Source organism: Rheinheimera marina, assembly GCF_042654345.1.
GTDB lineage: Bacteria > Pseudomonadota > Gammaproteobacteria > Enterobacterales > Alteromonadaceae > Pararheinheimera > Pararheinheimera marina.
Window position 1 is genome coordinate 1 of record NZ_JBHSGB010000006.1, and the last position, 25,477, is coordinate 25,477.

General features: G+C 50.7%; 24 protein-coding genes and 6 tRNA genes. 9 read left to right on the forward strand and 21 right to left on the reverse strand.

The annotated features are described in order from the left end of the window. Positions 1-73 precede the first annotated feature (73 nt). Positions 74-703 carry a TIGR01777 family oxidoreductase gene (locus ACFO3I_RS05900; protein WP_377332529.1) on the forward strand — a complete coding sequence of 210 codons (630 nt, stop codon included), beginning with the start codon at positions 74-76 and terminating at the stop codon, positions 701-703. Here ACFO3I_RS05900 and ACFO3I_RS05905 read toward each other — a convergent pair. Beyond that, positions 694-3,174, reverse strand: coding sequence for an ABC transporter permease (locus ACFO3I_RS05905; RefSeq protein WP_377332530.1), 2,481 nt, complete (start codon positions 3,172-3,174; stop codon positions 694-696). The two genes, ACFO3I_RS05900 and ACFO3I_RS05905, sit on opposite strands and share 10 nt — an antisense overlap. Continuing rightward, the gene (locus ACFO3I_RS05910; protein WP_377332532.1) at positions 3,164-3,880 is read right to left on the reverse strand and encodes an ABC transporter ATP-binding protein; all 717 of its coding nucleotides are present in this window, start codon (positions 3,878-3,880) and stop codon (positions 3,164-3,166) included. The genes ACFO3I_RS05905 and ACFO3I_RS05910 overlap by 11 nt, the downstream gene beginning before the upstream one ends. On the opposite strand from ACFO3I_RS05910, the gene ACFO3I_RS05915 reads away from it, so the two are divergent. Then, positions 3,879-4,481 carry an arylesterase gene (locus ACFO3I_RS05915; protein ID WP_377332534.1) on the forward strand — a complete coding sequence of 201 codons (603 nt, stop codon included), beginning with the start codon at positions 3,879-3,881 and terminating at the stop codon, positions 4,479-4,481. The two genes, ACFO3I_RS05910 and ACFO3I_RS05915, sit on opposite strands and share 2 nt — an antisense overlap. Before the next feature lie 65 nt (positions 4,482-4,546). Here the strand turns inward: ACFO3I_RS05915 and ACFO3I_RS05920 are convergent. From ACFO3I_RS05920 to tkt, 16 genes are all read right to left on the reverse strand, one after another. Beyond that, a tRNA-Ala gene (locus tag ACFO3I_RS05920) sits at positions 4,547-4,622 on the reverse strand. A gap of 22 nt (positions 4,623-4,644) precedes the next feature. Further along, positions 4,645-4,720, reverse strand: a tRNA-Glu gene (locus ACFO3I_RS05925). A 25-nt stretch (positions 4,721-4,745) separates the two neighbouring features. Beyond that, positions 4,746-4,821 (reverse strand) — tRNA-Glu (locus tag ACFO3I_RS05930). A gap of 30 nt (positions 4,822-4,851) precedes the next feature. After that, positions 4,852-4,927, reverse strand: a tRNA-Glu gene (locus ACFO3I_RS05935). A 26-nt stretch (positions 4,928-4,953) separates the two neighbouring features. Further along, positions 4,954-5,029: transfer RNA gene (locus ACFO3I_RS05940), tRNA-Glu, on the reverse strand. Between the two features lie 22 nt (positions 5,030-5,051). Further along, positions 5,052-5,127, reverse strand: a tRNA-Ala gene (locus ACFO3I_RS05945). A 248-nt stretch (positions 5,128-5,375) separates the two neighbouring features. Continuing rightward, complete coding sequence (locus ACFO3I_RS05950; protein ID WP_377332536.1) at positions 5,376-6,641, reverse strand: tetratricopeptide repeat protein; 1,266 nt, start codon at positions 6,639-6,641, stop codon at positions 5,376-5,378. A gap of 4 nt (positions 6,642-6,645) precedes the next feature. After that, positions 6,646-7,266 carry an energy transducer TonB gene (locus tag ACFO3I_RS05955; RefSeq protein ID WP_377332538.1) on the reverse strand — a complete coding sequence of 207 codons (621 nt, stop codon included), beginning with the start codon at positions 7,264-7,266 and terminating at the stop codon, positions 6,646-6,648. Between the two features lies 1 nt (position 7,267). Then, entirely contained in the window at positions 7,268-7,669 is a 402-nt protein-coding gene (locus tag ACFO3I_RS05960; protein ID WP_337840902.1) for an ExbD/TolR family protein, read from the reverse strand. Positions 7,670-7,682: 13 nt separating this feature from the next. After that, positions 7,683-8,207, reverse strand: coding sequence for a MotA/TolQ/ExbB proton channel family protein (locus tag ACFO3I_RS05965; RefSeq protein WP_377332540.1), 525 nt, complete (start codon positions 8,205-8,207; stop codon positions 7,683-7,685). After that, on the reverse strand, positions 8,207-9,571 hold the full coding sequence (locus tag ACFO3I_RS05970) for a MotA/TolQ/ExbB proton channel family protein (RefSeq protein ID WP_377332542.1): 1,365 nt from the start codon (positions 9,569-9,571) through the stop codon (positions 8,207-8,209). The genes ACFO3I_RS05965 and ACFO3I_RS05970 overlap by 1 nt, the downstream gene beginning before the upstream one ends. Before the next feature lie 6 nt (positions 9,572-9,577). Further along, a complete protein-coding gene (locus ACFO3I_RS05975; RefSeq protein ID WP_377332545.1) occupies positions 9,578-10,549 on the reverse strand; it encodes a DUF3450 domain-containing protein in 972 nt (323 codons plus the stop codon). A 42-nt stretch (positions 10,550-10,591) separates the two neighbouring features. After that, positions 10,592-11,656, reverse strand: coding sequence for a class II fructose-bisphosphate aldolase (gene fba, locus ACFO3I_RS05980; protein ID WP_377332547.1), 1,065 nt, complete (start codon positions 11,654-11,656; stop codon positions 10,592-10,594). Between the two features lie 103 nt (positions 11,657-11,759). Beyond that, complete coding sequence (locus tag ACFO3I_RS05985) at positions 11,760-12,938, reverse strand: phosphoglycerate kinase (protein ID WP_377332549.1); 1,179 nt, start codon at positions 12,936-12,938, stop codon at positions 11,760-11,762. Between the two features lie 32 nt (positions 12,939-12,970). Then, positions 12,971-13,987: an erythrose-4-phosphate dehydrogenase gene (epd, locus tag ACFO3I_RS05990; RefSeq protein ID WP_377333441.1), complete on the reverse strand. Its 1,017-nt coding sequence runs from the start codon at positions 13,985-13,987 to the stop codon at positions 12,971-12,973. Positions 13,988-14,047: 60 nt separating this feature from the next. Then, positions 14,048-16,045: a transketolase gene (tkt, locus tag ACFO3I_RS05995; RefSeq protein WP_377332551.1), complete on the reverse strand. Its 1,998-nt coding sequence runs from the start codon at positions 16,043-16,045 to the stop codon at positions 14,048-14,050. A gap of 384 nt (positions 16,046-16,429) precedes the next feature. Between tkt and metK the strand changes: the two genes are divergently transcribed. Continuing rightward, the gene (gene metK, locus ACFO3I_RS06000) at positions 16,430-17,581 is read left to right on the forward strand and encodes a methionine adenosyltransferase (RefSeq protein ID WP_377332554.1); all 1,152 of its coding nucleotides are present in this window, start codon (positions 16,430-16,432) and stop codon (positions 17,579-17,581) included. 188 nt (positions 17,582-17,769) lie between these two features. Here metK and ACFO3I_RS06005 read toward each other — a convergent pair whose 3' ends face one another. Further along, positions 17,770-18,312 (reverse strand): DUF7010 family protein, encoded by a 543-nt coding sequence (locus ACFO3I_RS06005; RefSeq protein ID WP_377332556.1) that lies wholly within the window; start codon positions 18,310-18,312, stop codon positions 17,770-17,772. A 296-nt stretch (positions 18,313-18,608) separates the two neighbouring features. Here ACFO3I_RS06005 and ACFO3I_RS06010 point away from each other — a divergent pair, with 296 nt between their 5' ends. The 6 genes from ACFO3I_RS06010 to ACFO3I_RS06035 all read left to right on the forward strand — a co-directional run bounded on the left by ACFO3I_RS06010 (position 18,609) and on the right by ACFO3I_RS06035 (position 23,261). Continuing rightward, positions 18,609-20,174: an AbgT family transporter gene (locus ACFO3I_RS06010; RefSeq protein WP_377332557.1), complete on the forward strand. Its 1,566-nt coding sequence runs from the start codon at positions 18,609-18,611 to the stop codon at positions 20,172-20,174. Between the two features lie 107 nt (positions 20,175-20,281). Next, the gene (rsmE, locus tag ACFO3I_RS06015; RefSeq protein ID WP_377332559.1) at positions 20,282-21,010 is read left to right on the forward strand and encodes a 16S rRNA (uracil(1498)-N(3))-methyltransferase; all 729 of its coding nucleotides are present in this window, start codon (positions 20,282-20,284) and stop codon (positions 21,008-21,010) included. Between the two features lie 34 nt (positions 21,011-21,044). After that, on the forward strand, positions 21,045-22,004 hold the full coding sequence (gshB, locus tag ACFO3I_RS06020; RefSeq protein ID WP_377332561.1) for a glutathione synthase: 960 nt from the start codon (positions 21,045-21,047) through the stop codon (positions 22,002-22,004). 12 nt (positions 22,005-22,016) lie between these two features. After that, entirely contained in the window at positions 22,017-22,574 is a 558-nt protein-coding gene (locus tag ACFO3I_RS06025) for a YqgE/AlgH family protein (RefSeq protein WP_377332563.1), read from the forward strand. Then, positions 22,574-22,999 (forward strand): Holliday junction resolvase RuvX, encoded by a 426-nt coding sequence (ruvX, locus tag ACFO3I_RS06030; protein ID WP_465269135.1) that lies wholly within the window; start codon positions 22,574-22,576, stop codon positions 22,997-22,999. Before ACFO3I_RS06025 ends, ruvX begins: the two co-directional genes overlap by 1 nt. Beyond that, a complete protein-coding gene (locus tag ACFO3I_RS06035) occupies positions 22,992-23,261 on the forward strand; it encodes a DUF1653 domain-containing protein (protein WP_377332564.1) in 270 nt (89 codons plus the stop codon). The genes ruvX and ACFO3I_RS06035 overlap by 8 nt, the downstream gene beginning before the upstream one ends. 6 nt (positions 23,262-23,267) lie before the next feature. Here ACFO3I_RS06035 and ACFO3I_RS06040 read toward each other — a convergent pair whose 3' ends face one another. Beyond that, the gene (locus tag ACFO3I_RS06040; protein WP_377332566.1) at positions 23,268-24,383 is read right to left on the reverse strand and encodes a PilT/PilU family type 4a pilus ATPase; all 1,116 of its coding nucleotides are present in this window, start codon (positions 24,381-24,383) and stop codon (positions 23,268-23,270) included. A 3-nt stretch (positions 24,384-24,386) separates the two neighbouring features. Next, positions 24,387-25,472 (reverse strand): type IV pilus twitching motility protein PilT, encoded by a 1,086-nt coding sequence (locus ACFO3I_RS06045; protein WP_377332567.1) that lies wholly within the window; start codon positions 25,470-25,472, stop codon positions 24,387-24,389. Positions 25,473-25,477: the final 5 nt, after the last annotated feature.

The window sequence follows — 25,477 nt, forward strand, 5'->3', positions numbered from 1 at the left end:
AAAAGTGATCGGATAAAACCGAAATAGGCGATCGGATTAAACCGAAATGGGTGATCGGATTGGACCGAAATGAGTGATCGGAATCAGCCGAAGCATGCACCAGCAGGCCAGCAGGCCTCCTGCAGTTCTCATCAGCGGCTCAGCTGTTGGTTTCTACGGCCGACAAGGGCCAGAACCAGTCTTTGAGCAACATGGCTCCTTTTACCCTGAGTTCAGCCATGATGTCTGTGCGCGTTGGGAAAATCTTGCCAACAGAGCAGCCAGTGACCGTACCCGTGTTTGCCTGCTCAGAACCGGCTTGGTGCTCAGTTCTGAGGGCGGCGCATTAGCCAAAATGTTACCGGCTTTTCGTTTGGGGCTTGGCGGTGCTATTGGCACAGGGCAGCAGTATATGTCCTGGGTGCATTTGGATGACATGGTCGCGCTGATAGATTATCTGCTCACCCATTCAGAGTTATGTGGCCCTTTTAATGCTACAGCTCCAAGGCCCGTCACCAACCAGCAATTCAGTCAGTTGTTGGCCGCTCGGCTCGGCCGAAAGGCCAGGCTACCACTGCCTGCATTTGTTGTCAGGGCGTTATTTGGCGAAATGGCGGATTTACTGTTGTTTGGACAAAATGTCCAGCCGCAGCGTTTGCTGCAGGCTGGCTTTCAATTCCGTTATACCGCACTGAAAGACGCCTTGGCTGCGCTTCAGTTTTGAAGCGCGCGCCGCAGCAGTATATTGCCAGGTAAACGCAATAAACCCCTGAGCTGCCAAGCCCCCAGCAAAGTCACCAACGCAATGCCTGCGACCGGACCTAACCACCACAAGGTCCAGTTTGGACTGTAACTCAGTTCGAAGAAACGCTGTTGCACCATAGCCAACAGGAGCTCTGCCAGCGCCGTGGCAAAAAGCCCAGCCAGTGCACCTAAAGCAGCAAACTCCAACAGCATAGCTGAGCGTAAAAACACAGAGCTGGCTCCTAAGGTGCGAAGTGTTGCCAGCTCCTGCTCACGTTGTTCCAGCGTCGCCTGAACCTGAGCCACCAGTACCAGCACGGCAGCGGCCACAACTAGGATCAGGATAAAGCTAAGCGCCACCGAGACCTGCGCGATAATGTCATTCACTTGTTTCAGAATGGCGTCGACAGAAATCACACTGACGGTCGGGAATTGCCGGACTAATTGGTTTAGCAACTCTTGCCGCTCAGGGGCTAAGTAAAACGCCGTAATGTAAGTGGCTGGGAAGTTTTGCATCAGATCCGGCGACAGGATCATATAAAAATTCGGCTGCAGGTTATTCCAGTCAACGGTGCGGATACTGCTGATCTTGGCGTCAAACAGCTGACCGCCAATAGAAAACTGCAGTACATCGCCCAGTTTCAACTGCAACCGCTGCGCAAGTTCAGCTTCCACCGACACTTCGGCCTGGCTGTCCGATGCAAACCACTGCCCTGAGGTCACTCTGTTGTTTTCCGGCAGTTCGCTGACCCAGGTCAGATTCAACTCACGACCTACCCCTTCGCGTCGCTCCGGACCTTCTTTACTCGCCTCGTCGCGAAACAGCTCGCCATTGACGGCCAGCACCCGGCCAGGAACCATTGGATAAAAGCCAGTCAGACTGAGCTGCTCTTTGGCGGCTATCTGCTCCAGCTGTGTTTTATCCTGTGCGGTCAGGTTGACCAAGAACTGATTCGGCGCCCCTTGCGGCACCTGGCGTTGCCACTGCTCCAGCAGCTCAGCACGCAAGAAATACAACAGCAGCGTCAGAAACAACGCCAGCGTAAAGGTGATCAGTTGGAATGCGTTGGGCCACAAACGTCGGCGTAAATTCGCCAATGCCAGTTTCAACGCACTGCTTTGCCCTGCTGCCATAGGCCGGGCAATTTTTACCATCAAAGCGGCAAAACCCATCAGTACCGCCGCAAATACAGCACAAAGTAAAAACAAGGCGGTACTTAAAAATACGTCATCACTGAACAGCCACATCAGCGCCCAAATGGCGACAGCGCCACTGAGCAGATGGATAGGGTCCAGTTTCATCCCTTCGTGTTGCTGCCTTAAGACATTCAACGCTGGCACTGCAGCAAGACGCCATAAGGGCCGGGCCGAAAACAACAGTGCACAAATCAGCGCCGTCAGTACGCCAAGACCCAGAGGACGCCAACTAAATTGTGCTTCGTATTCAGGTAAATAGTAGCGGATACCAAACTGGCTCAATTCAACGGCAAGCTGCCCCAACACCAAGCCTGCAGCCACACTAAAAAAGGTCACCAGCGCCAGATGACTGCTGTAAAGCTTACGGGTCAGCCCTACCCCAGCACCCAAGGCTTTCATCACCGCCACCGAGCGCCTATGGCGCTGACTGTAGCGGCTGGCGGCAACGGCCGCTGCACAAGCAGCCAGTACAATACCCAGCAGTCCGGCCAGCAGTAAAAAACGCTCAGCACGGTCGACAGCACCTCCTATCGCCGATTGCCGGTCCATCGTCTGCCATTTGTCCTGCGGACCCAGCACAGTGTCCGTTTGTTGCTCCAATTGCCCCAGGCTTTGTGGCGAGCCGGCAAACATCTGACGATAACTGATGCGACTGCCTGGCTGAACCACCTGGGTTGCGGCGACATCATCTATATGCATCAATAAGCGGGGTTGACCGCCGAACACGCTTAAAGGCGCATCAGGTTCATTAATAATAAAACCGCCAACCTGCAAGCGGGATGCTCCCAATTCCAATTCATCGCCCAGCTTCAGGTGCAACAAATTGAATAAGCGCTCTTCAACAAACACCTGACCTGGCGAAAGCTTTAACCCTGGGATCACACCGGTTGGGCTGGTTCCCAGTTCAAGTGTGCCGCGCAGCGGATACTGATCAGAGGCAGCTTTGACCGCAGTCAATTGCATTTGGTCGCCAGCAAACACCATAGAGTTAAATTGCAGCTGCTGGGCAGAAGCTAGCCCCAACTGATCAGCAGCTTGCTGCACCTTTGGATTAAAACCGACCGATGAGCGCAGGATTTTATCCGCAGCGACAAAGTTGGCGCTGCGTTGGTAGAGTGCCGCACGAACTGATTCAGTAATGCCCGCCAGGCTGACCACAGTCAGCACAGCCAGAAATAACGCGAAGGCAATGACCCATAGTTCGCCGCGTCTAAGCTCACGCCAAAATAACCGCCAGGCTAATTTACCCCACATGACGCTGCGCCTCACTTTGTTCTGAACTAACCACAGTAAGCTGACCGGCATGCATCCGATACCTGAACTGACAACGCTGTGCCAGCTCGTCGTTGTGGGTTACCAATACCAAGGTAGTGCCTTGTTGGCTATTGAGCTGAAACAGTAAGTCTTCCACTTTACTACCCGTTGCATTGTCCAGATTCGCCGAAGGCTCGTCCGCAAACAACACCTGAGGGTTAGTGATAAAAGCTCGGGCAATGGCGACGCGCTGCTGCTCCCCGCCAGACATCTGGCCTGGATAAAAATCGGCTCTGTGTGATAACCCAACTTGTTCAAGTAATTCCAACCCTCGCTGCCTGGCCTCCCTCATGCCCGCCAGTTCAGCAGGTAAGGTGACATTTTCCAGTGCCGTGAGACTTGGCAACAACAGAAATTGCTGAAATACAAAACCGACAGTTTTCGCCCTTAATGCCGCCCGCTCATCTTCTGTCATCTGATGCAGGGGCTGGCCATTCAGGAAACATTCGCCGGAACTTGGGGTATCAAGCCCGGCCAACAGCCCTAATAACGTTGATTTGCCTGAACCGGACGCACCGACAATGGCAACACTGGCACCTGCCGGGATACTCAGGTTAATATCCTGAACTATGGTCAGTGTTCCTTCGGATAACTGCACCTTTTTAGTTAACTGTGTCGCAATGAGATCTGAAGTAGGTGTTGTCATGAGTCGTCTTATTTCTGTATTAGGGTTGGTGTGTTGTCTTTGCCTGCCCGCGCAAGCTAAAACCATGCTTATTCTGGGTGACAGCCTAAGTGCTGGCTATGGCCTGAGTCAAAGCCAAAGTTGGGTCAATTTGTTACAAAAAAAACTGACCGAACAACAAAGTGAGTACAAGCTGGTAAATGCCAGTATTAGTGGAGAAACTTCAGCCGGAGGCCTGGCCCGCTTACCTGCTCTGCTCACTGAGCACCAACCTGACGTTGTCCTCATTGAACTGGGAGCAAACGACGGTTTACGTGGTTTCCCTCTGCCTCAGTTGGAGCAGAACCTGTCTGCGCTCATTAGCCAGGTGCAACAATCAGGGGCTCAGGCGGTGTTAATGCAAATACGCATCCCGCCCAACTATGGACCACGTTATACCAAAGGTTTTACCGAGTTGTATGGCAACATAGCGACTAAAACAAAGGTTCAGCTCTGGCCATTTTTTATGGAACAGATAGCGTTAAAGCCAGAATGGATGCAAGCAGATGGACTACACCCGAACCTAGAAGCTCAACCAGTTATTGCTGATTTAATGCTGAGCAAGGTGCAAAGTCTAGAATAAAACTGTAAACAAACATAAATGAGCGGCCGATGGTCGCTTTTTTGTCAGAATTGAAAAATAGAGTTTGGTGGAGCTAAGCGGGATCGAACCGCTGACCTCTTGCATGCCATGCAAGCGCTCTCCCAGCTGAGCTATAGCCCCACAGCAGAAGGTCGTTCTGAAGTGGCGTCCCTTAGGGGATTCGAACCCCTGTTACCGCCGTGAAAGGGCGGTGTCCTAGGCCTCTAGACGAAAGGGACACTGGAAAATCGTGCTGTTCAGAATTGGCGTCCCTTAGGGGATTCGAACCCCTGTTACCGCCGTGAAAGGGCGGTGTCCTAGGCCTCTAGACGAAAGGGACACATATCTGAACTAAATTGACTTGAGCGCTTGGCGTCCCTTAGGGGATTCGAACCCCTGTTACCGCCGTGAAAGGGCGGTGTCCTAGGCCTCTAGACGAAAGGGACCAGGCAAACAAGTCATCAGATTTTAGTGGCGTCCCTTAGGGGATTCGAACCCCTGTTACCGCCGTGAAAGGGCGGTGTCCTAGGCCTCTAGACGAAAGGGACGGACAAACTAAAATCTTAAATTTGGTGGAGCTAAGCGGGATCGAACCGCTGACCTCTTGCATGCCATGCAAGCGCTCTCCCAGCTGAGCTATAGCCCCACACCAGTCGTGGCTTCTGCGTTTCAGCATTCCCCCACAAGACGCTGCGAATTCTAGGGGGAGGGGCCAATAGTGTCAACAGTTTTTTAGAACACCTTGATCGTTCGGGCATTTTTTAAACTAACTGCTAATTTGTTGGCCATTTACAGCAAAATATGTGCCCCACCCTGCCCTGAACAAATTTCCCCAATACCAAATAACAAGCATAAAAAAACCCCGCTTAGCGGGGTTTTTTAACTGGCAAGAACTTACAGATTGATGCCCTTCTTCGAAGCGCGTTCTTTAATGTAAGATTCCCATGCTGCCGCCTGACGACCTAATTTGGCGTCAGACTTGACCTTTTGCACTGCCTGATACGCATCGCGGAACTTATTCTGATAGAAATAAGCTTCTACCAAACTTAAGTACACTTGGCCCTGGTTTTTAACACCAGCGTTGATTGCATTGTTTAATGCAGTCACTGCGTCAGCGTATTTTTCCGCCAGGATCAGTGATGAACCTTGACGACGATAAGCATCGCCATCGTTATCCAATTTGGCCGATTCACCATAGTACTGTGCCGCTTTGACCATATCGCGCGAGTTCTGGAATGAACTGGCCATGCTATTCAGGATATTTTTTTCCTTTTTGATCAGGCCTGACTTCACATGCTTTTCCAGAATGCTGGCAGCTTTATAAGGTACGTTGGCGTTGGCGTACAGCTGAGCTAACAGCTTGTACTCGTTTTCAGTTTCTAACATGCCTTGCTTGTTAGCCACTTCTAACGTTACCAATGCCTTTTCGTATTGCTCCTCCAGGCTGTAGAACTGAGCCAGGTAAGTCCACCAGCGTTTTTCGCTTGGGAATAACTTGACTGTAGTTTCCAATACCTCGATCGCCTTTTTGTTGTTCTTCAGCTCGTAGTAAGCAGAGAACTTCAACGTATATGGACCAGCGTTTGGCTTCGTTGGATCCTGCGCAGCTATTGCTAAATCTGCAGGCTCGATAACCTTGGTATACTGTTTGGTTTCCATATAGGCGCTAGCAACACGTAAGTACACGTTTGCGTCTTTTTCGCCAGTAAAATCTAACCACTGGTTATAAGTTTTGATAGCTGGATTGAACTGCTTATCGCTTAACTGCAAGTCAGCCAACAGGCGTAACGCAGCAGCGTGGTCAGTAAAACTCAGCACGTCAGGTGCAATGGCTTTTTGTAAATAACCGATTGCTTTCTTCTCGTCTTTCGCCGCCCACATGTTACCAAGGAAACGGTTCAGATAAGCCTGGTCAAAAGTATTGCTGCTTTCAACGCCGTTTAAGGCTGCAATAGCTTCTGTCAGTTTTTCCTGACCATAAAGCTCATAGGCTTTACCTATGGCTTTACCAACTTTTTCACCAACAGCCTGAGACTTTTGGTTTTTACGGGCTTCAATTTTAGCGAAGTCCGGGGCCGCAACAGCGTAACTTCCCAATGTAGTGATACCAAAAGCGGTCATCACAACAAGAGCCGAAGCAATAGATGTTAATTTTTTCATCCGATTAACCTCCACTCTGATCTAAAGAGAAGTCTAACTGTACAACGATGCCTGGCTGTTGAACTGCTTTACCGTTCACTACTTTCGGAGTGTACTTCCAGCGTTTCAGAGCGCGGATCGCTTCACGGTCAAATACGCGTTTCGGATCAGCATCAACGACTTCAACTTCGCCAACACTACCATCTTCCAGGATGGTGAAACGCATTTTTACCCAGCCTTGAATACCGTCACGTGCAGCTTGCACAGGGTATTTAGGTTCGATACGAACAATCGGAGTCGCATCGCCATCCCGCATCATTGCTGATGAAGGGTCGCCTAAACCAGTGCTGGCACCACCAACATCCACTGAAGGCATGTTGAAAGCAATAGCACCACCAGTGTTTGACTGGTTAGGTTCAGCTACCGGAGCCTTAGGTGGCTGCGGTGGTGGCGGTGGTGGCGGTGGCGGAACACGCTGCCGTGTCTGAGCTTTTGACTCAGGCGGCGTCGTGTTGATCTCAATAACGATTTGTTCCTTTTGTGCATTGGTGAACATATCATCCCCGCCGATCAGGAATGCCATCAATACGTACAGGAAAAACGTTATTACCGCACCAAGCACCAGTGATAGTAATAACCGTACCATATTAGTTCTCCGATGCTGCAATCGAGATCTTATCGATACCAGCCAGTTTGATCTGGTCCATTACAGAAACCACAACACCGTGCTTCGCTTCTTTATCAGCTTGAACGATTACAGTATCAGTTGGAGACTCAGCTAACAGTTTCTCGATTGTCGCGCCTACGCGCTCAACGTCAACCGCACGCTTATCCAACCAAATCTCACCATTGGCCCGGATAGCAACGAAAATCGTTGCAGATGGCTTTTTGGTGGCCTGAGCTGCTTTAGGACGGTTTACGTCAATACCAGCCTCTTTAACGAAAGAAGTGGTTACGATAAAGAAGATCAGCATGATGAATACAACGTCCAGCATAGGCGTTAAGTCAATCGCTGCTTCTTCGGCTTCACGTCTAGTTTTACGTGCCATAAATTACTCTCTATCAATGATGAGGCATGCTGTCCGCCAGCTCGTGAACGGCCGCGCGCACCTTACCTTCCAATTTAGACGTTACGAATACACCTGATAACGCAGCAACCATACCGGCCATTGTCGGAATTGTTGCCATTGAAATACCAGACGCCATCAAACGTGGGTTACCAGTCCCTACCATCGCCATAATTTCGAATACTGCAATCATACCTGTTACGGTACCCAGCAGACCGACCATTGGACAGACGGCTACTAAGGTTTTGATTACATTCATACGACTATTCAACAATGTCGTGGCTTCTGATACCCAAGCGTCACGGATTTTGTGCGCATACCATGAGGTGGTGTCCTCACGAGCATTCCAGTCAGCAATGATCTTGTCACGCATGGCTGGATACTCTCGTGCGATAAACCACCAACGCTCTATCATCAATACCCACATGATGAAGAGGACTGCGGCAACTACATAAAGTACATCACCGCCGGTCGCGATAAAATCCCTGACAGATTCCCAAAGCTCTATCAGGCCATGCATTAAGCTTTCTCCTTCTCCGCATGAGCAGCGATGATACCAGCGCTTTGCTCATCCAGAATGTGCAGGATTGAGTTTGATTTGCTCTGTAACAGAGAGTGAATAAACAGCAGAGGCAGAGCACAAACCAGACCTTGAACTGTAGTTACCAGTGCCATTGAAATCTGACCGGCCATGATTTTCGGGTCACCAGTACCGTGCAGGGTAATTACCTGGAACGCACCGATCATACCGATAACTGTACCTAACAGACCCAGCAGAGGACCTACAGCAGCGATCAGTTTGATGATACCGATACCTTTTTCGATAGACGGAGTCTCACGCATGATAGCTTCGTCCAGTTTCAGTTCCAGGTTTTCCACGTCAACGTTTTTGTTGTCATGGTAAACTTTCAGGATACGGCCCAAGGCGTTGTCAGCAGTTGGGTTGTTGACGTTTTTCAACTGAGCTTTGATTTTTGCACCAGCAGCAGTCAGAGATGCCCAACGAACAGCACCAATTAACAGACCGATAATCAATAACACAGTGATTACATAACCCGGAGTACCACCTTGGTGGAACTGTTCTTCCAGAGTTGCTTCCTGAGTTTTCAAACGCAGTAAGTTGCCACCAGTTGGGTCAACAAACACTGGAGCTACTGTGCCAGCAGAGGCGTTTTTGAAGTTCAGCGCATCAGCAACAATGTAAGACTCAGGTTGTTTAACCAGAGGTTGCATTTCTTTGGTGTCTGCGTTGTATACCAGGTAACCGATGTCAGAAATCAGGTTGAATGCGCCTACACGAGTCACTTGAGCTGGAGCTGCGTTACCGTCCAAAGCAGTTACGCTGCCTTCGAACTTAGCAACTTTGGCAGATTCTGTCATTTCAGTCTGCAGAGCAATCCACAGTTCTTCCAGTTCAGAAATAGTTGGCAGTTCTTTCGCATCAGCCAGTTTCTTCAGCAGGTCTTCACGGCCTTTGAACTGAGCGCTGATGTTAGAAGTAGCGATACCACCAATAGTTTCAGTGGCTGCACCACGAACGATACCGAACATTTCACCCAGAGTACCCTGAGCATTGACCAGCTCCTGCTCTTTGGCAGCCAGCTTGGTTTCGTTATCAGCAAAAGCTTTAGTCAGGTTACGGCCACGAGCTTCTTCTGCAGAGAATTCAGCTTTCGCTTTGTTCAGCAGCGCTTGCTTGTCAGCACGATCAGACAGGAATTCCTGCTCACGTTGTTGATTGATACGGCCTTCAGCAGTACGGTCTTTTTTTACTTGTTCCAGCAGCTGGTCCAGTTTAGCGGTGTCAGCGGCGGCATTTAAGCACACACCAGCAGACAAGGTTACTGCAGCAGCAACGATTAAACCTTTAAACACTTTCTTCATTTATTCTTACTCCGCTGCAATCACTGGAAGTTTTAACAGTTCTGGGGCAGCTTGTTTACCCGCTACACGAATTGCCTTTTTAGTGGAATCCAGGTACTCAGGACCTAACTCTTCCCACTGACCAGATGTTTTGTTCCACATCCAGGCGTGTTTTTCGTCCAGAGACATGGCTAACAGAGCAACACGGCCTACGTAAACGTAGTTTGCAGTGATTTCCTGACCACCTGCATTCAGCTTATCAGTGTAAGTAACCAGAGCTGTGCCCAAATCTTTTTCGATTTGGTAGGCTTCCAATACCAAACGGTATTGCTCAGAAGTGTTCACAGAAGAGTTCGACATAACAGCACGCAGACGTTCAATGCGCTCTAAACGCTTGTGCAGGTCGATTGGCATATCTGCTTTGATGAAAGCTTCCAGTGTATCGATCATACGGTACATCAGTGGAACGATACCTTGCTTGGTACCTTCGATAGTACCAATTTGTTTGTCCAGAGAAGCTAAAGAAGCATCCTGATCAGCAACCAGACGGGCAACGTGGTCGTTGTATACTTTCAGGTTTTCAGTTTGTTCAACTAATTGACGGTACTCGGCCAGTAACTCCTGGCTTTGGTCAAAAATGTTGTTGATTTTTTCTTGAGACTGAACTGCAGCACGGATGTTTTGCTGACCGGCTTTGTGCAATTCCACCAGTGGATCTGCGGCGACTGAAGTGCTGGCCATTGCAAATGCTCCGAACAGAGCAGAGGCAACCAGACTCTTACGAATGTTATTGTTAGACATAGTTCCCAACCAATAATTGCTGATTAACGTAACCTGTTTTAGGAAGGTCATTTTTGTTACAAAATATGACCTGGTTAAAGGGTAAACCGCCCGCATCATTGCAGCAAAACCGCGGATTGTCAATATAACCAAGGCAATCCACGATGACAGTTTTGTTGCAACAAAAAGGCTATTTGACCCTTTGTTCGGACTTGGCAAAATGTTGCAATTATTCCATTAACTGCATACTAACCATTTTGCTTATTTTATGTTCTGAGTCAGTTGACCAGACTCATACATAGTGACCATCTTTTCCAGTGAAATGGCTTTAATTTTTGACGCGTGACCGGCAGTACCAAACGCCTGATAACGGTCTTTACAAATATCAGCCATCGCTTTGACTGATTCCTGCAAATATTTACGGGGATCAAACTCCGCCGGGTGTTGCGCCATAAAACGACGAATGGCACCGGTAGATGCTAAACGTAAGTCCGTATCAATATTGATTTTACGAACCCCATGTTTAATCCCTTCCTGTATTTGTTCGACCGGCACGCCATAAGTTTCCGGGATAGCGCCACCGTACTCATTGATAATGGCCAGCCAGTCCTGCGGGACTGACGAGGAGCCATGCATCACCAAATGCGTGTTTGGAATACGCGCGTGAATTTCTTTAATCCGGTCAATCGCCAGAATATCTCCTGTAGGCGGTCGACTGAACTTGTAAGCACCGTGTGATGTACCGCAGGCAATAGCCAGCGCATCAACACCGGTCGCTTTGACAAACTGAGCAGCTTCTTCCGGATCGGTCAGCATCTGGTCGTGACTCAATACACAGTCAGCGCCAATGCCGTCTTCTTCACCGGCAGCTCCAGTCTCCAACGAACCTAAACAACCTAATTCGCCTTCTACGGATACACCACAAGCATGCGCCATTTCCACAACTCGACGGGTTACATCTACGTTGTAAGCGTAATCAGCGGGTGTTTTCCCATCATCACGCAAAGAACCATCCATCATCACCGATGAAAAGCCCAATTGCATGGCGCGTTGGCACACTGCCGGGGAAGTACCATGGTCCTGGTGCATCACCACCGGAATATGTGGAAACTCTTCCACCGCCGCCAGGATCAGGTGACGTAAAAACGGCGCACCTGCATATTTGCGGGCACCGGCTGACGCCTGCACAATCACCGGGCTGTCCGTCGCATCAGCCGCCAGCATAATGGCACGCATCTGCTCCAGGTTGTTCACGTTAAAAGCTGGTACTGCGTAACCGAATTCGGCTGCATGGTCCAGCATTTGACGCATAGAGATCAGAGCCATAAGTCCTCTCTTATTTTGTAGGGTAAGGGTTAAGGTATGGCAGAGTCCGGCGTCATCTTCAGATGATCAAGTTATACCCGGACTGTACTGCCGATAATGTTAATTATTGTTTTGCTCGTTGTTCCAGAATCTCCACTGCTGGTAGTGTCTTCCCTTCGAGGAATTCAAGGAAGGCCCCACCACCTGTTGAGATATATGAAATTTTTTCAGCTACTGCATATTTGTCGATCGCAGCCAGAGTGTCACCGCCACCGGCAATAGAAAACGCCTCGCTTTGTGCGATGGCATCAGACAAGGCTTTGGTGCCGGCTTCAAAGCTGGCAAACTCGAACACGCCGACCGGACCATTCCATACAATGGTGCCGGCATTTTTTAAGATGTCGACCAGCGCTTTGCTGCTGTCAGGCCCGATATCAAATACCATATCATCAGACTCAATGGCTGACACGGCTTTGGTTGTCGCTGGCGTATCTTCAGCAAAGGCTTTGCCTGTCACAACGTCGGTAGGCACCGGAATAAAACCACCACGGGCTTCGGCTTGGGCCATCAGGCGCTTCGCTTCGGGGATTAAATCCGCTTCGACTAAGGACTTGCCGACGTTGTAGCCCTGGGCAGCGATAAAAGTATTGGCAATGCCACCACCCACAATCAGTTGGTCCACAATACCTGACAGAGAGTCCAATACGGTCAATTTGGTCGACACTTTTGAGCCACCCACAATAGCGACCAATGGGCGTTTCGGGTTCTTCAGCGCCGCCGCCAAGGCATCCAGCTCAGCAGCCAGTAACGGGCCAGCGCAAGCCACAGGCGCAAACTGAGCCACACCATGAGTGGTGGCCTGTGCACGGTGAGCAGTGCCAAAAGCATCCATCACAAAGACGTCACATAAAGCGGCCAACTGCTTTGACAGCGTTTCGTCATTTTTGCCTTCACCTTTGTTGAAGCGTACGTTTTCAAACACCACTACTTCACCGGCTTGCACTTCAACACCGTTCAGATAGTCTTTGACCAGGCGCACAGGCACAGTCAGCGCCTGATTCAGATAATCCACCACAGGAGCCATGGAAAACTCCTCCGCATATACGCCCTCCTCCGGACGGCCCAAATGCGAACACACCATCACTTTTGCGCCTTTCTGCAAGGCCAGTTCAATACTTGGGATGGCGGCTTTCAGACGTGCATCTGAGCTGACTTTGCCGTTTTTGATCGGCACATTCAGATCTTCGCGGATCAGGACACGTTTCCCCTGCAAATCCAGATCAGCCATTTTAATTACGGACATACACTAACTCCTGTGATTTGAACTTTGTGGTTTTAACTATTCATCATGGCTCTGGCGGTGTCGATCATCCGGTTGGCAAAACCCCATTCGTTATCACACCACACCAGACATTTGACTAATTTCTTGTGACTGACCCGGGTTTGCGAGCCATCGACGATGCACGAATGAGGGTCGTGGTTAAAATCGACCGACACTAAAGGTTCTTCGGTGTAATCCAGAATACCCCGTAAGCCACCTTCGCTGGCTTGCTGCAGTACCTGGTTCACTTGCTGAATATCCACATCCTTATGCAACGTCACACTTAAATCCATCGCGGTCACGTTGACGGTGGGTACCCTGACCGCTATTGCTTCAAAGCGCCCGGCCAGATGCGGCAGAATACGCTCAATACCTCGGGCAAGCTTAGTATCAACCGGAATTATCGACTGGCTGGCGGCGCGGGTCCGGCGCAAATCGCTGTGATAGGCGTCTATCACCTGTTGGTCGTGCATTGACGCATGAATAGTGGTGATGGTGCCGCTTTCTACACCAAAGGCGTCATCCAACACCTGCAGCACAGGGACAATGCAGTTTGTGGTGCAGCTGCCGGCAGAAACAACCGTCATGCTGTCGGTTAACAACTGCTGGTTAATACCAAAAATAACGGTAGCGTCTATATCAGTATCGGCAGTAGCAGGGTTAGAGAACAGCACCTTTTTTGCACCTGCAGCCAGATGCAATAAGGCGTCTTCCCGGGTATGGAATACACCTGTGCATTCCAACACCACGTCAATTGCCAACTCTGCCCAAGGCAGTTGGGCAGGATCAGCCTGACTAAAGAGTTGAATGCTGTTGCCATCAACCTTCAGTCGGGAGCCATCCAACTCAACCTGATGTGCAAAGCGGCCATGTGAGGTGTCGTATTTTAATAAATGCGCAATGCCGTTGGCATCGGCCAATTCATTGATTGCGACGACCTGAACCTGCTGCTGTTGACCACTTTCATACAAGGCCCGCAGAATATTACGGCCAATGCGGCCAAACCCATTAATAGCAACCCGAATTGTCATGCTGGTAAAACCGGCTCCTTCAATAAACAAAAGGGGCACGCATGCCCCTTACACCAGCCGTCAGGCCAGAAGTTCTTCAGCGGCAGCCACAACAGCTGCTGTGGTTATACCGAAGTAGTCAAACAGCTGTTCAGCCGGCGCCGATTCGCCAAAACTGTCCATACCGATGATTTTACCGGTCAGACCGACATATTTGTACCAGCTGTCTTTAATACCTGCTTCGACGGCAACACGTTTGGTTACTGCAGCAGGCAACACGGCTTCACGGTAGGCAGCGTCCTGTGCTTCAAACACGTCCGTCGATGGCATAGAGACCACACGCACCTGGTAACCTTTGGCCGCCAGTTGTTTTTGCGCCTGCACAGCCAGTTCCACTTCTGAACCTGTGGCAATCAGCACCAGCTCAGGTGATTTTTCTGAATCCACCAGCACGTAACCACCTTTGCGTACCGCAGCCAGTTGCGCCGCAGTGCGAGGTTGCTGAACCAGATTCTGACGGGTGAAAATCAAAGTGCTTGGCCCTTCAGTACGTTCAATCGCCGCCTGCCAGGCCACGGCAGACTCCACCGCGTCACAAGGACGCCAGTTCATCAGATTTGGCGTCACACGTAAGGCAGCCAACTGTTCCACAGGTTGGTGAGTCGGGCCGTCTTCGCCCAGACCAATGGAGTCGTGGGTATAAACAAAAATCACCCGCTGTTTCATCAGCGCAGCCATCCGCACCGCGTTGCGGGCGTATTCCATAAACATCAGAAAGGTGGCACCGTACGGGATAAAACCGCCGTGCAGCGCAATACCGTTCATAATGGCCGACATACCAAATTCACGCACACCGTAGAATACATAGTTACCGCTGGCGTCTTCTTTGGTTAACCCTTTCGAGCCGGACCAAATGGTCAGGTTAGAACCAGCCAGGTCAGCAGAACCCCCCATAAATTCAGGCAATAAAGGACCAAAGGCATTCAATGCATTTTGCGACGCTTTACGGCTGGCGATGGTCTGTGGGTTTGCCTGCAGCTGTTCAATATAGGCCTGAGATTTTTCAGCCCAGTCGGCCGGTAATTCACCACAACTGCGGCGTTTCAGTTCAGCAGCCAGTTCAGGGTACGCTTCGGCATAAGCCGCAAATTTGGCGTTCCAGCTTTGCTGCGCTGCCGCGCCTTTGGTTTTGCCATCCCACTGTGCATAGATGTCAGCCGGGATTTCAAAAGGTGCGTATGGCCATTGTAAAAACTCACGTGATGCCGCAATTTCAGCATCACCTAATGGAGCGCCATGGCAGTCGTGCGAGCCAGATTTATTCGGTGAGCCGTAACCGATGACGGTTTTACAGCAAATCAGCGTTGGTTTGTCAGTGACCTGACGGGCTTGTTCAATAGCAGCAGCAACAGCATCGGCATTGTGGCCATCCACTGCCGGGATCACGTGCCAGCCATAGGCTTCAAAACGTGCAGGCGTATTGTCGGTAAACCAGCCTTCAACATGGCCGTCGATGGAAATACCGTTGTCATCCCAGAAAGCGATCAGTTTGCCAAGGCCCAACGTGCCGGCCAATGAACAGGCTTCATGCGACACGCCTTCCATCAGGCAGCCGTCGCCTAAAAAGGCATAGGTATAATGGTCAACAATGGCATGACCGTCACGGTTAAACTGAGCGGCCAGTGCTTTTTCTGCAATCGCCATACCCACAGCGTTAGTAATCCCCTGGCCCAATGGGCCTGTGGTGGTTTCAACACCAGGCGCATAACCATACTCAGGATGGCCAGGTGTTTTAGAATGCAGTTGACGGAATTGCTTTAAGTCATCAATTGACAGCTCGTAACCTGATAAATGCAGCAGAGAATACAGCAACATCGAGCCATGACCATTCGACAACACGAAACGGTCACGGTTTGGCCAGCTAGGGTCTTGCGGGTTGTGTACCAGATAATCACGCCATAACACTTCGGCAATGTCGGCCATGCCCATAGGGGCGCCCGGGTGACCTGATTTCGCTTTTTGTACTGCGTCCATACTCAAAGCACGAATGGCATTGGTCAGTTGTTTGCGAGACGGCATCTTCTCTCCTGCTATCTTATTTGTGTTCACTTTGATCCAAGGGGGGCTGAAATTCATATATACAAAACTAGTACTGCTCTTTTAAAGCGATCTTGAGTGTGCACTGGCAGTTTGATGGGTTCATTTCTGTTTTTTTATATGACTTCTGTTTTTTTACATGGAAGCCCAAAGCTGGCGGTATTTTCACAGAGCCACACCCAAAGCGCAAATATAAATCCCTTTGCTGCTGGAGTTTTCCGGAGCTATGGCGATATAAAGAGACATTTAGCATGAAAGACGTCCGGGCGGCAAAAAAAACTAGAATTCAGCGTTCGCTTTCTCTAGAATACCGGCCCCAAAATACAGCGCCCTGGCGCATTAACAACCAACATGTGGAAAACGTAAATGGCACAACACATTTTTACCTCTGAATCTGTTTCTGAAGGACATCCGGATAAAATTGCCGATCAAATTTCTGACGCGGTATTGGATGCCATTCTGGAACAAGATCCGAAAGCCCGTGTTGCCTGCGAATCTTTCGTCAAGACAGGCATGGTGTTAGTGGGTGGTGAAATCACCACGTCCGCCTGGGTTGATATTGAAGAGCTGACCCGCAGCACTATTCGTGACATTGGTTATGTTCACTCAGATATGGGCTTTGACGCCAATTCATGCGCCGTATTAAGCGCTATCGGCAAACAGTCTCCTGACATCAACCAGGGTGTGGATAAAAAAGATCCACGTGAGCAAGGTGCTGGTGACCAAGGCCTGATGTTCGGCTACGCCAGTAACGAGACCGACGTGTTAATGCCGGCTCCTATTACCTATTCTCACCGTCTGGTGCAACAACAGGCAAAAGTGCGTAAAGATGGCACCCTGCCCTGGTTACGCCCGGACGCGAAATCTCAGCTGAGCTTTGTCTACGAAGATGGCAAGCCAGTCGGTATTGATGCGGTGGTCCTGTCCACTCAGCACTGCGACACCATTTCGACAGCCGACCTGCGTGAAGCCGTGATGGAACATATCATCAAGCCAGTTCTGCCAACAGAATGGCTGACCAGCAACACCAAATTCTTTATTAACCCGACAGGCCGTTTTGTGATTGGTGGCCCTATGGGCGACTGCGGTTTGACCGGTCGTAAAATCATCGTTGACAGCTATGGTGGTATGGCGCGTCATGGTGGCGGTGCCTTCTCTGGTAAAGATCCGTCAAAAGTTGACCGCTCAGCAGCCTACGCAGCCCGTTATGTAGCGAAAAACATCGTGGCCGCAGGTTTAGCTGACCGCTGTGAAATTCAGGTGTCTTATGCCATTGGTGTAGCTGATCCAACCTCAATCAGCGTTGAAACTTTCGGCACCAGCAAACTGAGCGAAGAGCAGCTGATTGCACTGGTTCGCCGTCATTTTGACCTGCGCCCTTATGGCCTGATTGAAATGCTGGACCTGGAACGCCCAATCTACAAAGGTACGGCGGCCTACGGTCATTTTGGCCGTAATGAGTTCCCGTGGGAACAAACTAATAAGGCCGACGCATTGCGTGCGGATGCCGGTCTGTAATAGCACCACCATCAATCTAAAAGGGAGCTTCTGCTCCCTTTTTTTATCTGCGGCGCCATCGGTGAACTGTAGTGAAACTTCACCGATAGTTGCATCAGAACCTCAGGTGGGGGTAAGTATCAGCCTTATAATTCATTGATTTTGAATAAAATAACCTTACGCCCTTCTATCCCAATAACAACTCGGGATCAGCTAAGCGCAACCACACGTCGCTGCATTTGCACCAGGGTAATCAGATAGCAAGTGACAGTGACTAAAGCTGCCGCCGTAATTGAATTCAGCGGCAACCATAAAAACGCAGCAAAAAGGCCAAAAGCGCGCATAAATAAATGCTGCAAACCCAAACTGTGCTGAATAATCCAGCCGTATAAAGGCCAGTGAATAGCTAAACCCAAGGCGAGACTATAAGGCACAAGTTTCGGCTGAACGAACAGCAAGATGATATGCAACACCCAGAGTGAGTTCGCCATAATGACCCCGGTTAACATCAGCTTACCTAAACTGTGGCCTTTCATAAAAAAGTCTTCATCACGCAATTTGGCAAATAACAACGCCAGCGGAAAAATACAACCCGAGCCAAACAACATCACCAGTAGGGTGGTATTAAAAGGTAAAACAAAACTCAAACCCAGGACTACAGACCAAAACAGGGTACCAGCCAGCGGCATCGACATAGAACGGTTTGTTCTTTGTTCAAAGCTTTGCCGCAGTTGGCTTAAAGTTAATTCCATCACACACTCCGTTGTTTAAAATTATGTAAAAATAATAGTGAGTAGCTATCCCACAATCAAACATTAAACAATTGATTTACAAGAAACAATCAAAAGTTAGCTTTGCACCATAGTCCAATGACAGCACAAAACGGACAAACAGGTCATGCACCTTTTAGCCTGAAAAGTTGGAATGAGCCTAACCACAACTCAGATTACCAACATCCGTCTATTTACCTGTGTCCAACAACTGGTTAAGGTAACATCTGCATTGATAACAACAAGTTGCCTCAGGCAACATGAAATGGAGAGCAATTGTGACCACCCAGTCCCCCACAGAAACCAGCAGTTGGCTAAACCGAAGCCTGAATGCAATAGAACGTATTGGTAACAAATTGCCGGATCCGGCCATCTTATTTGCACTGTTAATGGCCTTAGTGTGGCTGCTGTCCTGGGCTTTGTCTGGCGTTGAATTCACAGACATTGATCCGCGCACAGGCCAGGCGTTTCAAATTAACAATTTGCTGGCGGCCTCCTCCCTCACAGAATTTATGGCGAAAATCGTTGCCACTTTTGTCAGCTTTCCACCACTAGGGGTTGTGCTGGTCGCCATGCTGGGTCTGGGGGTGGCTGAATACACAGGCTTTATCAATGCTGCACTGCGCGGTATTTTAGCGGTCACCTCCAAACATTTACTGACTCCGGTATTGATAGCCGTCGGTATCCTGAGCCATGTGGCGGTCGATGCAGGCTATGTGCTGGTGATCCCACTGGGCGCCGTTATTTTTTATGCCGCAGGTCGTCACCCGCTGGCCGGTATCGCCGCCGCTTTTGCCGGCGTATCTGGCGGCTTTGCTGCCACCCTGTTGGTGCCTTCCAGTCTTGACCCACTGCTGGCAGGCCTGACCCAGGCTTCTGCCCGTTTATCTGCCGATCCTGCGGCCGCCAGCCTGGTGATTAACCCATTGAACAACTACTACTTCACCACCGCATCTGTGGTGGTGATTGTGCTGCTGGGCTGGTTTTTAACCGACAAAGTCGTGGAACCCCGCTTACAGAGCACTGTGATTGACGGTGACAAAGAGCAACTGCCAAGCATGGATCCGCTCAGCGACAATGAGCGCAAAGGCCTGCGTTTTGCGTTGTTGTCGATGCTGCTGGCCGCAGTGGCGCTGGTAGTCACGGCGCTGCCGGCTGATTCAGCCTGGCGTGGTGCGAATGGTGATTTGACCGCATCTTCCGCGCCACTGATGCAATCCATTGTGGCGCTCATTTTTGTGTTTTTCCTGCTGCCTGGCATTGTGTACGGTTACGTCTCCGGCAAGGTCAGTAACCATCGCGATGTGGTTCAGGGCATGACCAAAGCCATGAGTGGCATGGGTTACTACATAGTGATGGCGTTTTTCTGTGCCCAGTTTATCTATGCCTTTGGTCAATCGAATCTGGGCGCATTACTGGCCATCAAAGGTGCTAATTTCCTGCAGCAGATGGATTTCCCGATGGCGGTGAATCTGGTCGGCCTGGTGTTGCTGACCGCTGTGGTGAATTTACTCATTGGTTCGGCGTCTGCCAAATGGGCGCTGATTGGTGCCGTGCTGGTGCCGATGCTGATGCAGCTTGGCGTTTCGCCTGACTTAACCCAAGCGGCGTATCGGGTGGGCGATTCGTCCACCAATATCATCACGCCATTGATGCCTTATTTTCCGTTAATCGTGGTATTTTGCCAGAAGTACGTCAAATCGACCGGTATCGGCACGCTGGTGGCATTGATGTTGCCTTATTCAGTTAGTTTTCTGATTTGCTGGACCAGCTTTTTAATTCTGTACTGGAGCCTTGGTTTGCCGCTGGGTATAGGCGCCAGCTACGTCTACCCAGCGCCCTAATCGCCTCAATTTAAAGCGCTTATAATGCCAGCAGCCGGGGTTGCTGGCATATTCAACTGCCGCACAGACTGCTACCATAGAGCATCACGAAGTTTGCCGGATGACTTATGCGTATCCCCCGTATTTATCACGATCTTTCCATTGCGCTGAACACCGAGTTTGCGCTGTCTGAGGACGGCAGTAATCATATAGGCCGGGTGTTACGAATGACCGCAGGGCAGCCCCTGCAGCTGTTTAATGGTGATGGCCAGAACTACGACTGTCAGATCAGCCGTGTCGAGAAAAAAGCCGTTTATGTGCTCTGCACCGCCCAAACAGCGAACCCGGTGGAGTCGCCCTTAGCCCTGCATTTAGGTCAGGGCATTTCGCGTGGCGACCGGATGGATTTTGTCATCCAAAAAGCGGTCGAACTGGGCGTTACCGAAATTACCCCCCTCTTTACCGAGCGCTGTGGCGTCAAACTGGACGCCGAGCGATTGGATAAACGCACAGAGCAGTGGCAAAAAATGGCGATTTCGGCTTGTGAACAATCGGGCCGCAGTGTCGTTCCCACTATCCATCGTGCTTTGCAGCTGAAAGACTGGCTGGCACAACCAACAAAAGATTTAAAGCTGACCTTGGATCCATGGACTGACGCCACCATTAAAACCATCAGTGGCAGCCAACAAATCCGGCTGGTCATTGGCCCTGAAGGAGGCTTCAGTGACGTCGAAGTCGCTCAGACAAAGCTAGCTGGTTTTCTGCCCGTGCGCTTGGGGCCTCGGGTGTTACGGACTGAGACTGCAGCTTTGACGGCCATCAGTGCACTGCAATTGCAATTTGGCGATCTGGCCTGAAACCGGCCACACAGCAGACAACAAGGAACAAAGAATGATTAAACTCGGTATCGTGATGGACCCCATCAGCGCCATCAATATTAAAAAAGACTCCAGCTTCGCCATGTTGCTGCAGGCGCAAAGCCGTGGTTATCAGCTGCACTATATGGAAATGGCCGACTTGTATTTGTCTGATGGCCAGGCCCGAGCCCGCAGTCGCTTGTTGTCTGTGCAGCAAAATGCCGAGCACTGGTACGATTTTGGCGGCAGTCAGGACATCGCGTTAAGCGACTTAGACGTGATCCTGATGCGCAAAGACCCACCGTTTGACACCGAATTCATTTACGCCACCTACATTCTGGAACGGGCTGAAGACGAAGGCACGCTCATCGTCAATAAGCCGCAAAGCCTGCGTGACGCCAATGAAAAGTTGTACACCAGTTGGTTCTCACAGTTTACCCCGAAAACCCTGGTTACCCGAGATGCGGCCCGTTTGAAGGCGTTTTATCAGCAAGAGCAGGATGTGATCCTCAAACCTCTGGATGGTATGGGCGGTGCCTCTATTTTCCGCTTAAAGCCAAACGACGCCAATGTCAGCGTGATTATCGAAACCCTGACCGAACACGGCAGCCGTTATGCCATGGCACAGCGTTACATTCCTGAAATTACCGAAGGCGACAAACGTGTGCTGGTGGTTAATGGCGAACCGGTGCCCTATTGCCTGGCCCGTATCCCAGCCTCAGGAGAAACCCGTGGCAATCTGGCTGCTGGTGGCCGCGGCGAAGCCAGACCTTTGTCCGAGTCGGATTGGGCTATTGCGCTTGCGGTAGGTCCCACACTCAAGGCCAAAGGGCTGATTTTTGTTGGTCTGGATATTATCGGTGACAAACTGACCGAAATTAATGTGACCAGCCCAACCTGTATCCGAGAAATTGAAGCGGCATTCCCGGTCAGCATTACCGGCATGCTATTTGACCAGATTGAGCTACTGTTAAGCCAGAAAGCCCAACATTAAGTCCGAGGTAGTATGGACAATCTGCAAAACCATTTATTAATCGCTATGCCCACGCTGGAAGATCCTAACTTCAAACGCAGCGTGACTTATATTTGCGAGCACAATGCCGAAGGTGCGATGGGCATCGTGATTAACCACCCCATGTCGGTCACTGTGGCGGACTTATTGTCTCAGTTGCAAATTGAGTTCGACCCACAGAGCAAAGCAGCCAAAGCACAGGTTTGCGCAGGTGGTCCGGTGCAAAATGACCGCGGTTTTGTGCTGCACTCACCGCAGCAAGGTTACGCCAGCAGCATGCAGCTGAACAATGGCCTGATGGTGACCACCTCCAAGGACATTCTGGAAAACCTGACCACAGCACAAGGCCCACAGCAGTTTATTCTGGCGCTGGGCTATGCCGGCTGGAGTGCAGGACAGCTGGAGCAGGAAATTGCCGACAACAGCTGGCTGGTGATCCCGGCTGACAACCAGATTATTTTTGAACTGTCGCACGCAGAAAAATGGCAAGGCGCGACCCATAAGCTTGGCATTGATGTCTGGCAAATATCCCCTCAGGCAGGTCATGCCTGATGAGCCAGACTGTCCTTGCCTTTGACTATGGCACGAAAAGTATCGGGGTGGCTGTCGGTCAGAGCCTGACAGGTACAGCCTCGCCACTCAAAGCCCTGAAAGCCAATGACGGCATTCCGAATTGGCAGCAGATTGAAGCGCTGCTCAACGAATGGCAACCGGATTACCTGGTGGTGGGTTTACCGCTGAATATGGACGGCACCGAACAGCCTTTAACAGCCAGGGTACATAAGTTCGTCAACCGGCTGCATGGCCGTTTTGGTATGCAGGTAAAAACCCAGGACGAGCGGTTAACCACTGTAGAGTCGCGTTCACAATTATTCGCCGAAGGTGGTTATCGCAAGTTGAGTAAAGACGCAGTCGACAGTCAGTCCGCCAAGCTTATTTTAGAAAGCTGGTTTGAAAATGGTGGCGCTTATGACTAAAACCGTAGCCGCCACAGCCCAGCTGCGCGCCGGGCTCTACCAGCATTACAAAGGGCCTTACTACCAGCTGATTGATACAGTGAGGCACAGTGAAACCGACGAGCTGCTGGTGTTGTACCGTGCCTTGTATGGTGATTTTGGCTTGTGGGTGCGGCCAGTCACTATGTTTACCGAGCAGGTGCAAACAGAGACAGGCCTGAAGCCACGTTTTGCCTTTGTGAGCGCCACAGTGCCGGCTGTACTCAGTCCACAGGCCAGCTGAGGCAGCTCAGCGGTCCATCAGACCTGCGATGGTCACGCCGGACAAGCCACCAGCGCCGCTCTGGCCACTTTGCAGTTTCATCATCAGGCGCAAATCATTAGGTGAATCTGCGTAGTGCAAGGCGTCACTCTGGCTGATTTGACCACTGCTGTATAACTCATAAAGTGCCTGGTCAAAGGTCTGCATCCCAAGCTCCCGAGATTTCGCCATTACCGCTTTGATTTCGCCGATTTCGCCGCGTTTGATTAAATCGGCCACCAAAGGCGAATTCAGCAGCACTTCTATCGCCGCCACCCGTTTTTTTCCATCCGCGGTTGGCACCAGTTGCTGGGCAACGATAGCGCGTAAATTCAGTGACAAATCGAACAACAGCTTGCCATGCTTTTCTTTTGGCACCAGGTGCATAATACGGTCAATCGCCTGATTGGCATTGTTGGCATGCAGTGTCGCAATACACAAATGGCCGGTTTCGGCAAAAGACAAGGCGTATTCCATGGTGTCCTGGCTGCGAATTTCACCAATGAGGATGACGTCCGGCGCCTGGCGCAATGAGCTTTTCAGCGCCGCTTCAAAGGATTCCGTATCAATGCCTACTTCCCGTTGGGTCACCAGGCTCTGACCATGTTCATGCACAAATTCAATCGGATCTTCGATGGTGAGGATATGTCCCCTCGCCTGCTGATTGCGGTGACCAAGCAATGCCGCCAGCGAGGTTGATTTGCCTGCCCCTGTGCCGCCGACAAACAGCACCAGGCCACGTTTGGCCATAATGATGTCTTTGAGCACAGTCGGCAGGCCCAAGTCCTCCGCTTTCGGGATGGTCGTGACGATACGGCGCACCACCATACCGGCCTGATCGCGCTGCCAAAACGCCGAAACCCGAAAACGCCCGGCTTCATTGGCAATGGCGAAATTACATTCTTTGTCTTTTGCAAACTGTTGCTGTTGCTTGTCTGTCATGGCGGCTTTTACTAACGCCAGCGATGCGTCAGCACTAAGCACTTCTGTCGCAATAGGCTGCATTTCACCATTGATTTTTGCCGACACCGGCAGGCCCGCTGTGACAAACATATCGGATGCACCGCGGCTCACCATCTGATGCAAAGCGTCTATCAGTTGCATAAGTTACCTCGTAAATCCGCCAAAACCGCTGCCGGCGCCCATACCGCCGGCCAAACCAAAACTGTTTTTGTCCTGCGCTTTGGCCAAAGCGTCCTGGTGACTGACCAACCCGCGGCTGACCAGACTTTGCAGGCACTGATCCATGGTTTGCATGCCGTGAGCGGCGCCGGTCTGAATGACTGAATACATCTGAGCAATTTTGTCTTCGCGGATCAGATTACGAATGGCTGGCACGCCCAGCATAATTTCGTGGGCAGCTACCCGGCCACCGCCGGTTTTCTTCAGCAGTGTCTGTGAAATGACCGCCCGCAAAGATTCAGACAACATGGAACGCACCATGGCTTTTTCTTCACCGGGGAACACGTCAATAATCCGGTCGATAGTTTTTGGCGCCGAGGTGGTATGCAAGGTGCCAAACACCAAATGACCGGTTTCCGCCGCTGTCATCGCCAGCCGGATGGTTTCCAAATCCCGCATTTCACCCACCAGTATCACATCCGGGTCTTCCCTAAGCGCAGAGCGCAGTGCGTTACTGAAACTGTAGGTATCACGGTGCACTTCGCGCTGGTTAATCAGGCTTTGTTTGTTCTGATGCACAAACTCAATCGGGTCTTCAATGGTCAGAATATGGTGGTGTTTGGTCGCGTTAATATAATCAATCATCGCCGCCAGTGTGGTGGATTTACCTGAGCCGGTCGGCCCGGTCACCAGCACCAGCCCACGCGGGTTTTCCGCAATACTGCGAAACACATCCGGAGCGTTTAACTCATCCAGCGTCAGCACTGTGCTCGGAATAGTGCGCAGTACAGCCGCAGCGCCGCGGTTTTGCACAAAGGCATTGACCCTAAAGCGCGCCAGTCCCGGCACTTCAAAGGAAAAATCACTTTCGAGTTTTTCTTCGTATTCTTTGCGTTGTTTGTCATTCATAATGTCGTAAATCAACGCATGCACGGCCTTGTGATCAAGCGCCGGAATATTCAGTTGGCGCACATCGCCATCCACCCGGATCAGCGGCGGCACCCCGGCTGATAAATGTAAATCCGAGGCTTTATGTTGCACACTAAAGGCCAGTAATTCGGTAATATCCATGGGCT

Excerpts from the sequence above, each read along its gene's own strand:
- ACFO3I_RS06035 (WP_377332564.1), top strand. The coding sequence starts at position 22,992 with ATGACTAAAACCGTAGCCGCCACAGCCCAGCTGCGCGCCGGGCTCTAC.
- ACFO3I_RS06040 (WP_377332566.1), bottom strand. The coding sequence starts at position 24,383 with ATGCAACTGATAGACGCTTTGCATCAGATGGTGAGCCGCGGTGCATCC.
- ACFO3I_RS05910 (WP_377332532.1), bottom strand. The coding sequence starts at position 3,880 with ATGACAACACCTACTTCAGATCTCATTGCGACACAGTTAACTAAAAAG.
- fba (WP_377332547.1), bottom strand. The coding sequence starts at position 11,656 with ATGGCTCTGATCTCTATGCGTCAAATGCTGGACCATGCAGCCGAATTC.
- metK (WP_377332554.1), top strand. The coding sequence starts at position 16,430 with ATGGCACAACACATTTTTACCTCTGAATCTGTTTCTGAAGGACATCCG.
- ACFO3I_RS05960 (WP_337840902.1), bottom strand. The coding sequence starts at position 7,669 with ATGGCACGTAAAACTAGACGTGAAGCCGAAGAAGCAGCGATTGACTTA.
- ACFO3I_RS05985 (WP_377332549.1), bottom strand. The coding sequence starts at position 12,938 with ATGTCCGTAATTAAAATGGCTGATCTGGATTTGCAGGGGAAACGTGTC.
- ACFO3I_RS05950 (WP_377332536.1), bottom strand. The coding sequence starts at position 6,641 with ATGAAAAAATTAACATCTATTGCTTCGGCTCTTGTTGTGATGACCGCT.
- gshB (WP_377332561.1), top strand. The coding sequence starts at position 21,045 with ATGATTAAACTCGGTATCGTGATGGACCCCATCAGCGCCATCAATATT.
- ACFO3I_RS05970 (WP_377332542.1), bottom strand. The coding sequence starts at position 9,571 with ATGAAGAAAGTGTTTAAAGGTTTAATCGTTGCTGCTGCAGTAACCTTG.
- rsmE (WP_377332559.1), top strand. The coding sequence starts at position 20,282 with ATGCGTATCCCCCGTATTTATCACGATCTTTCCATTGCGCTGAACACC.
- epd (WP_377333441.1), bottom strand. The coding sequence starts at position 13,987 with ATGACAATTCGGGTTGCTATTAATGGGTTTGGCCGCATTGGCCGTAAT.
- ACFO3I_RS06005 (WP_377332556.1), bottom strand. The coding sequence starts at position 18,312 with ATGGAATTAACTTTAAGCCAACTGCGGCAAAGCTTTGAACAAAGAACA.
- ACFO3I_RS05905 (WP_377332530.1), bottom strand. The coding sequence starts at position 3,174 with ATGTGGGGTAAATTAGCCTGGCGGTTATTTTGGCGTGAGCTTAGACGC.
- ruvX (WP_465269135.1), top strand. The coding sequence starts at position 22,574 with ATGAGCCAGACTGTCCTTGCCTTTGACTATGGCACGAAAAGTATCGGG.
- ACFO3I_RS06025 (WP_377332563.1), top strand. The coding sequence starts at position 22,017 with ATGGACAATCTGCAAAACCATTTATTAATCGCTATGCCCACGCTGGAA.
- ACFO3I_RS05915 (WP_377332534.1), top strand. The coding sequence starts at position 3,879 with ATGAGTCGTCTTATTTCTGTATTAGGGTTGGTGTGTTGTCTTTGCCTG.
- ACFO3I_RS06045 (WP_377332567.1), bottom strand. The coding sequence starts at position 25,472 with ATGGATATTACCGAATTACTGGCCTTTAGTGTGCAACATAAAGCCTCG.
- ACFO3I_RS05955 (WP_377332538.1), bottom strand. The coding sequence starts at position 7,266 with ATGGTACGGTTATTACTATCACTGGTGCTTGGTGCGGTAATAACGTTT.
- tkt (WP_377332551.1), bottom strand. The coding sequence starts at position 16,045 with ATGCCGTCTCGCAAACAACTGACCAATGCCATTCGTGCTTTGAGTATG.
- ACFO3I_RS05965 (WP_377332540.1), bottom strand. The coding sequence starts at position 8,207 with ATGCATGGCCTGATAGAGCTTTGGGAATCTGTCAGGGATTTTATCGCG.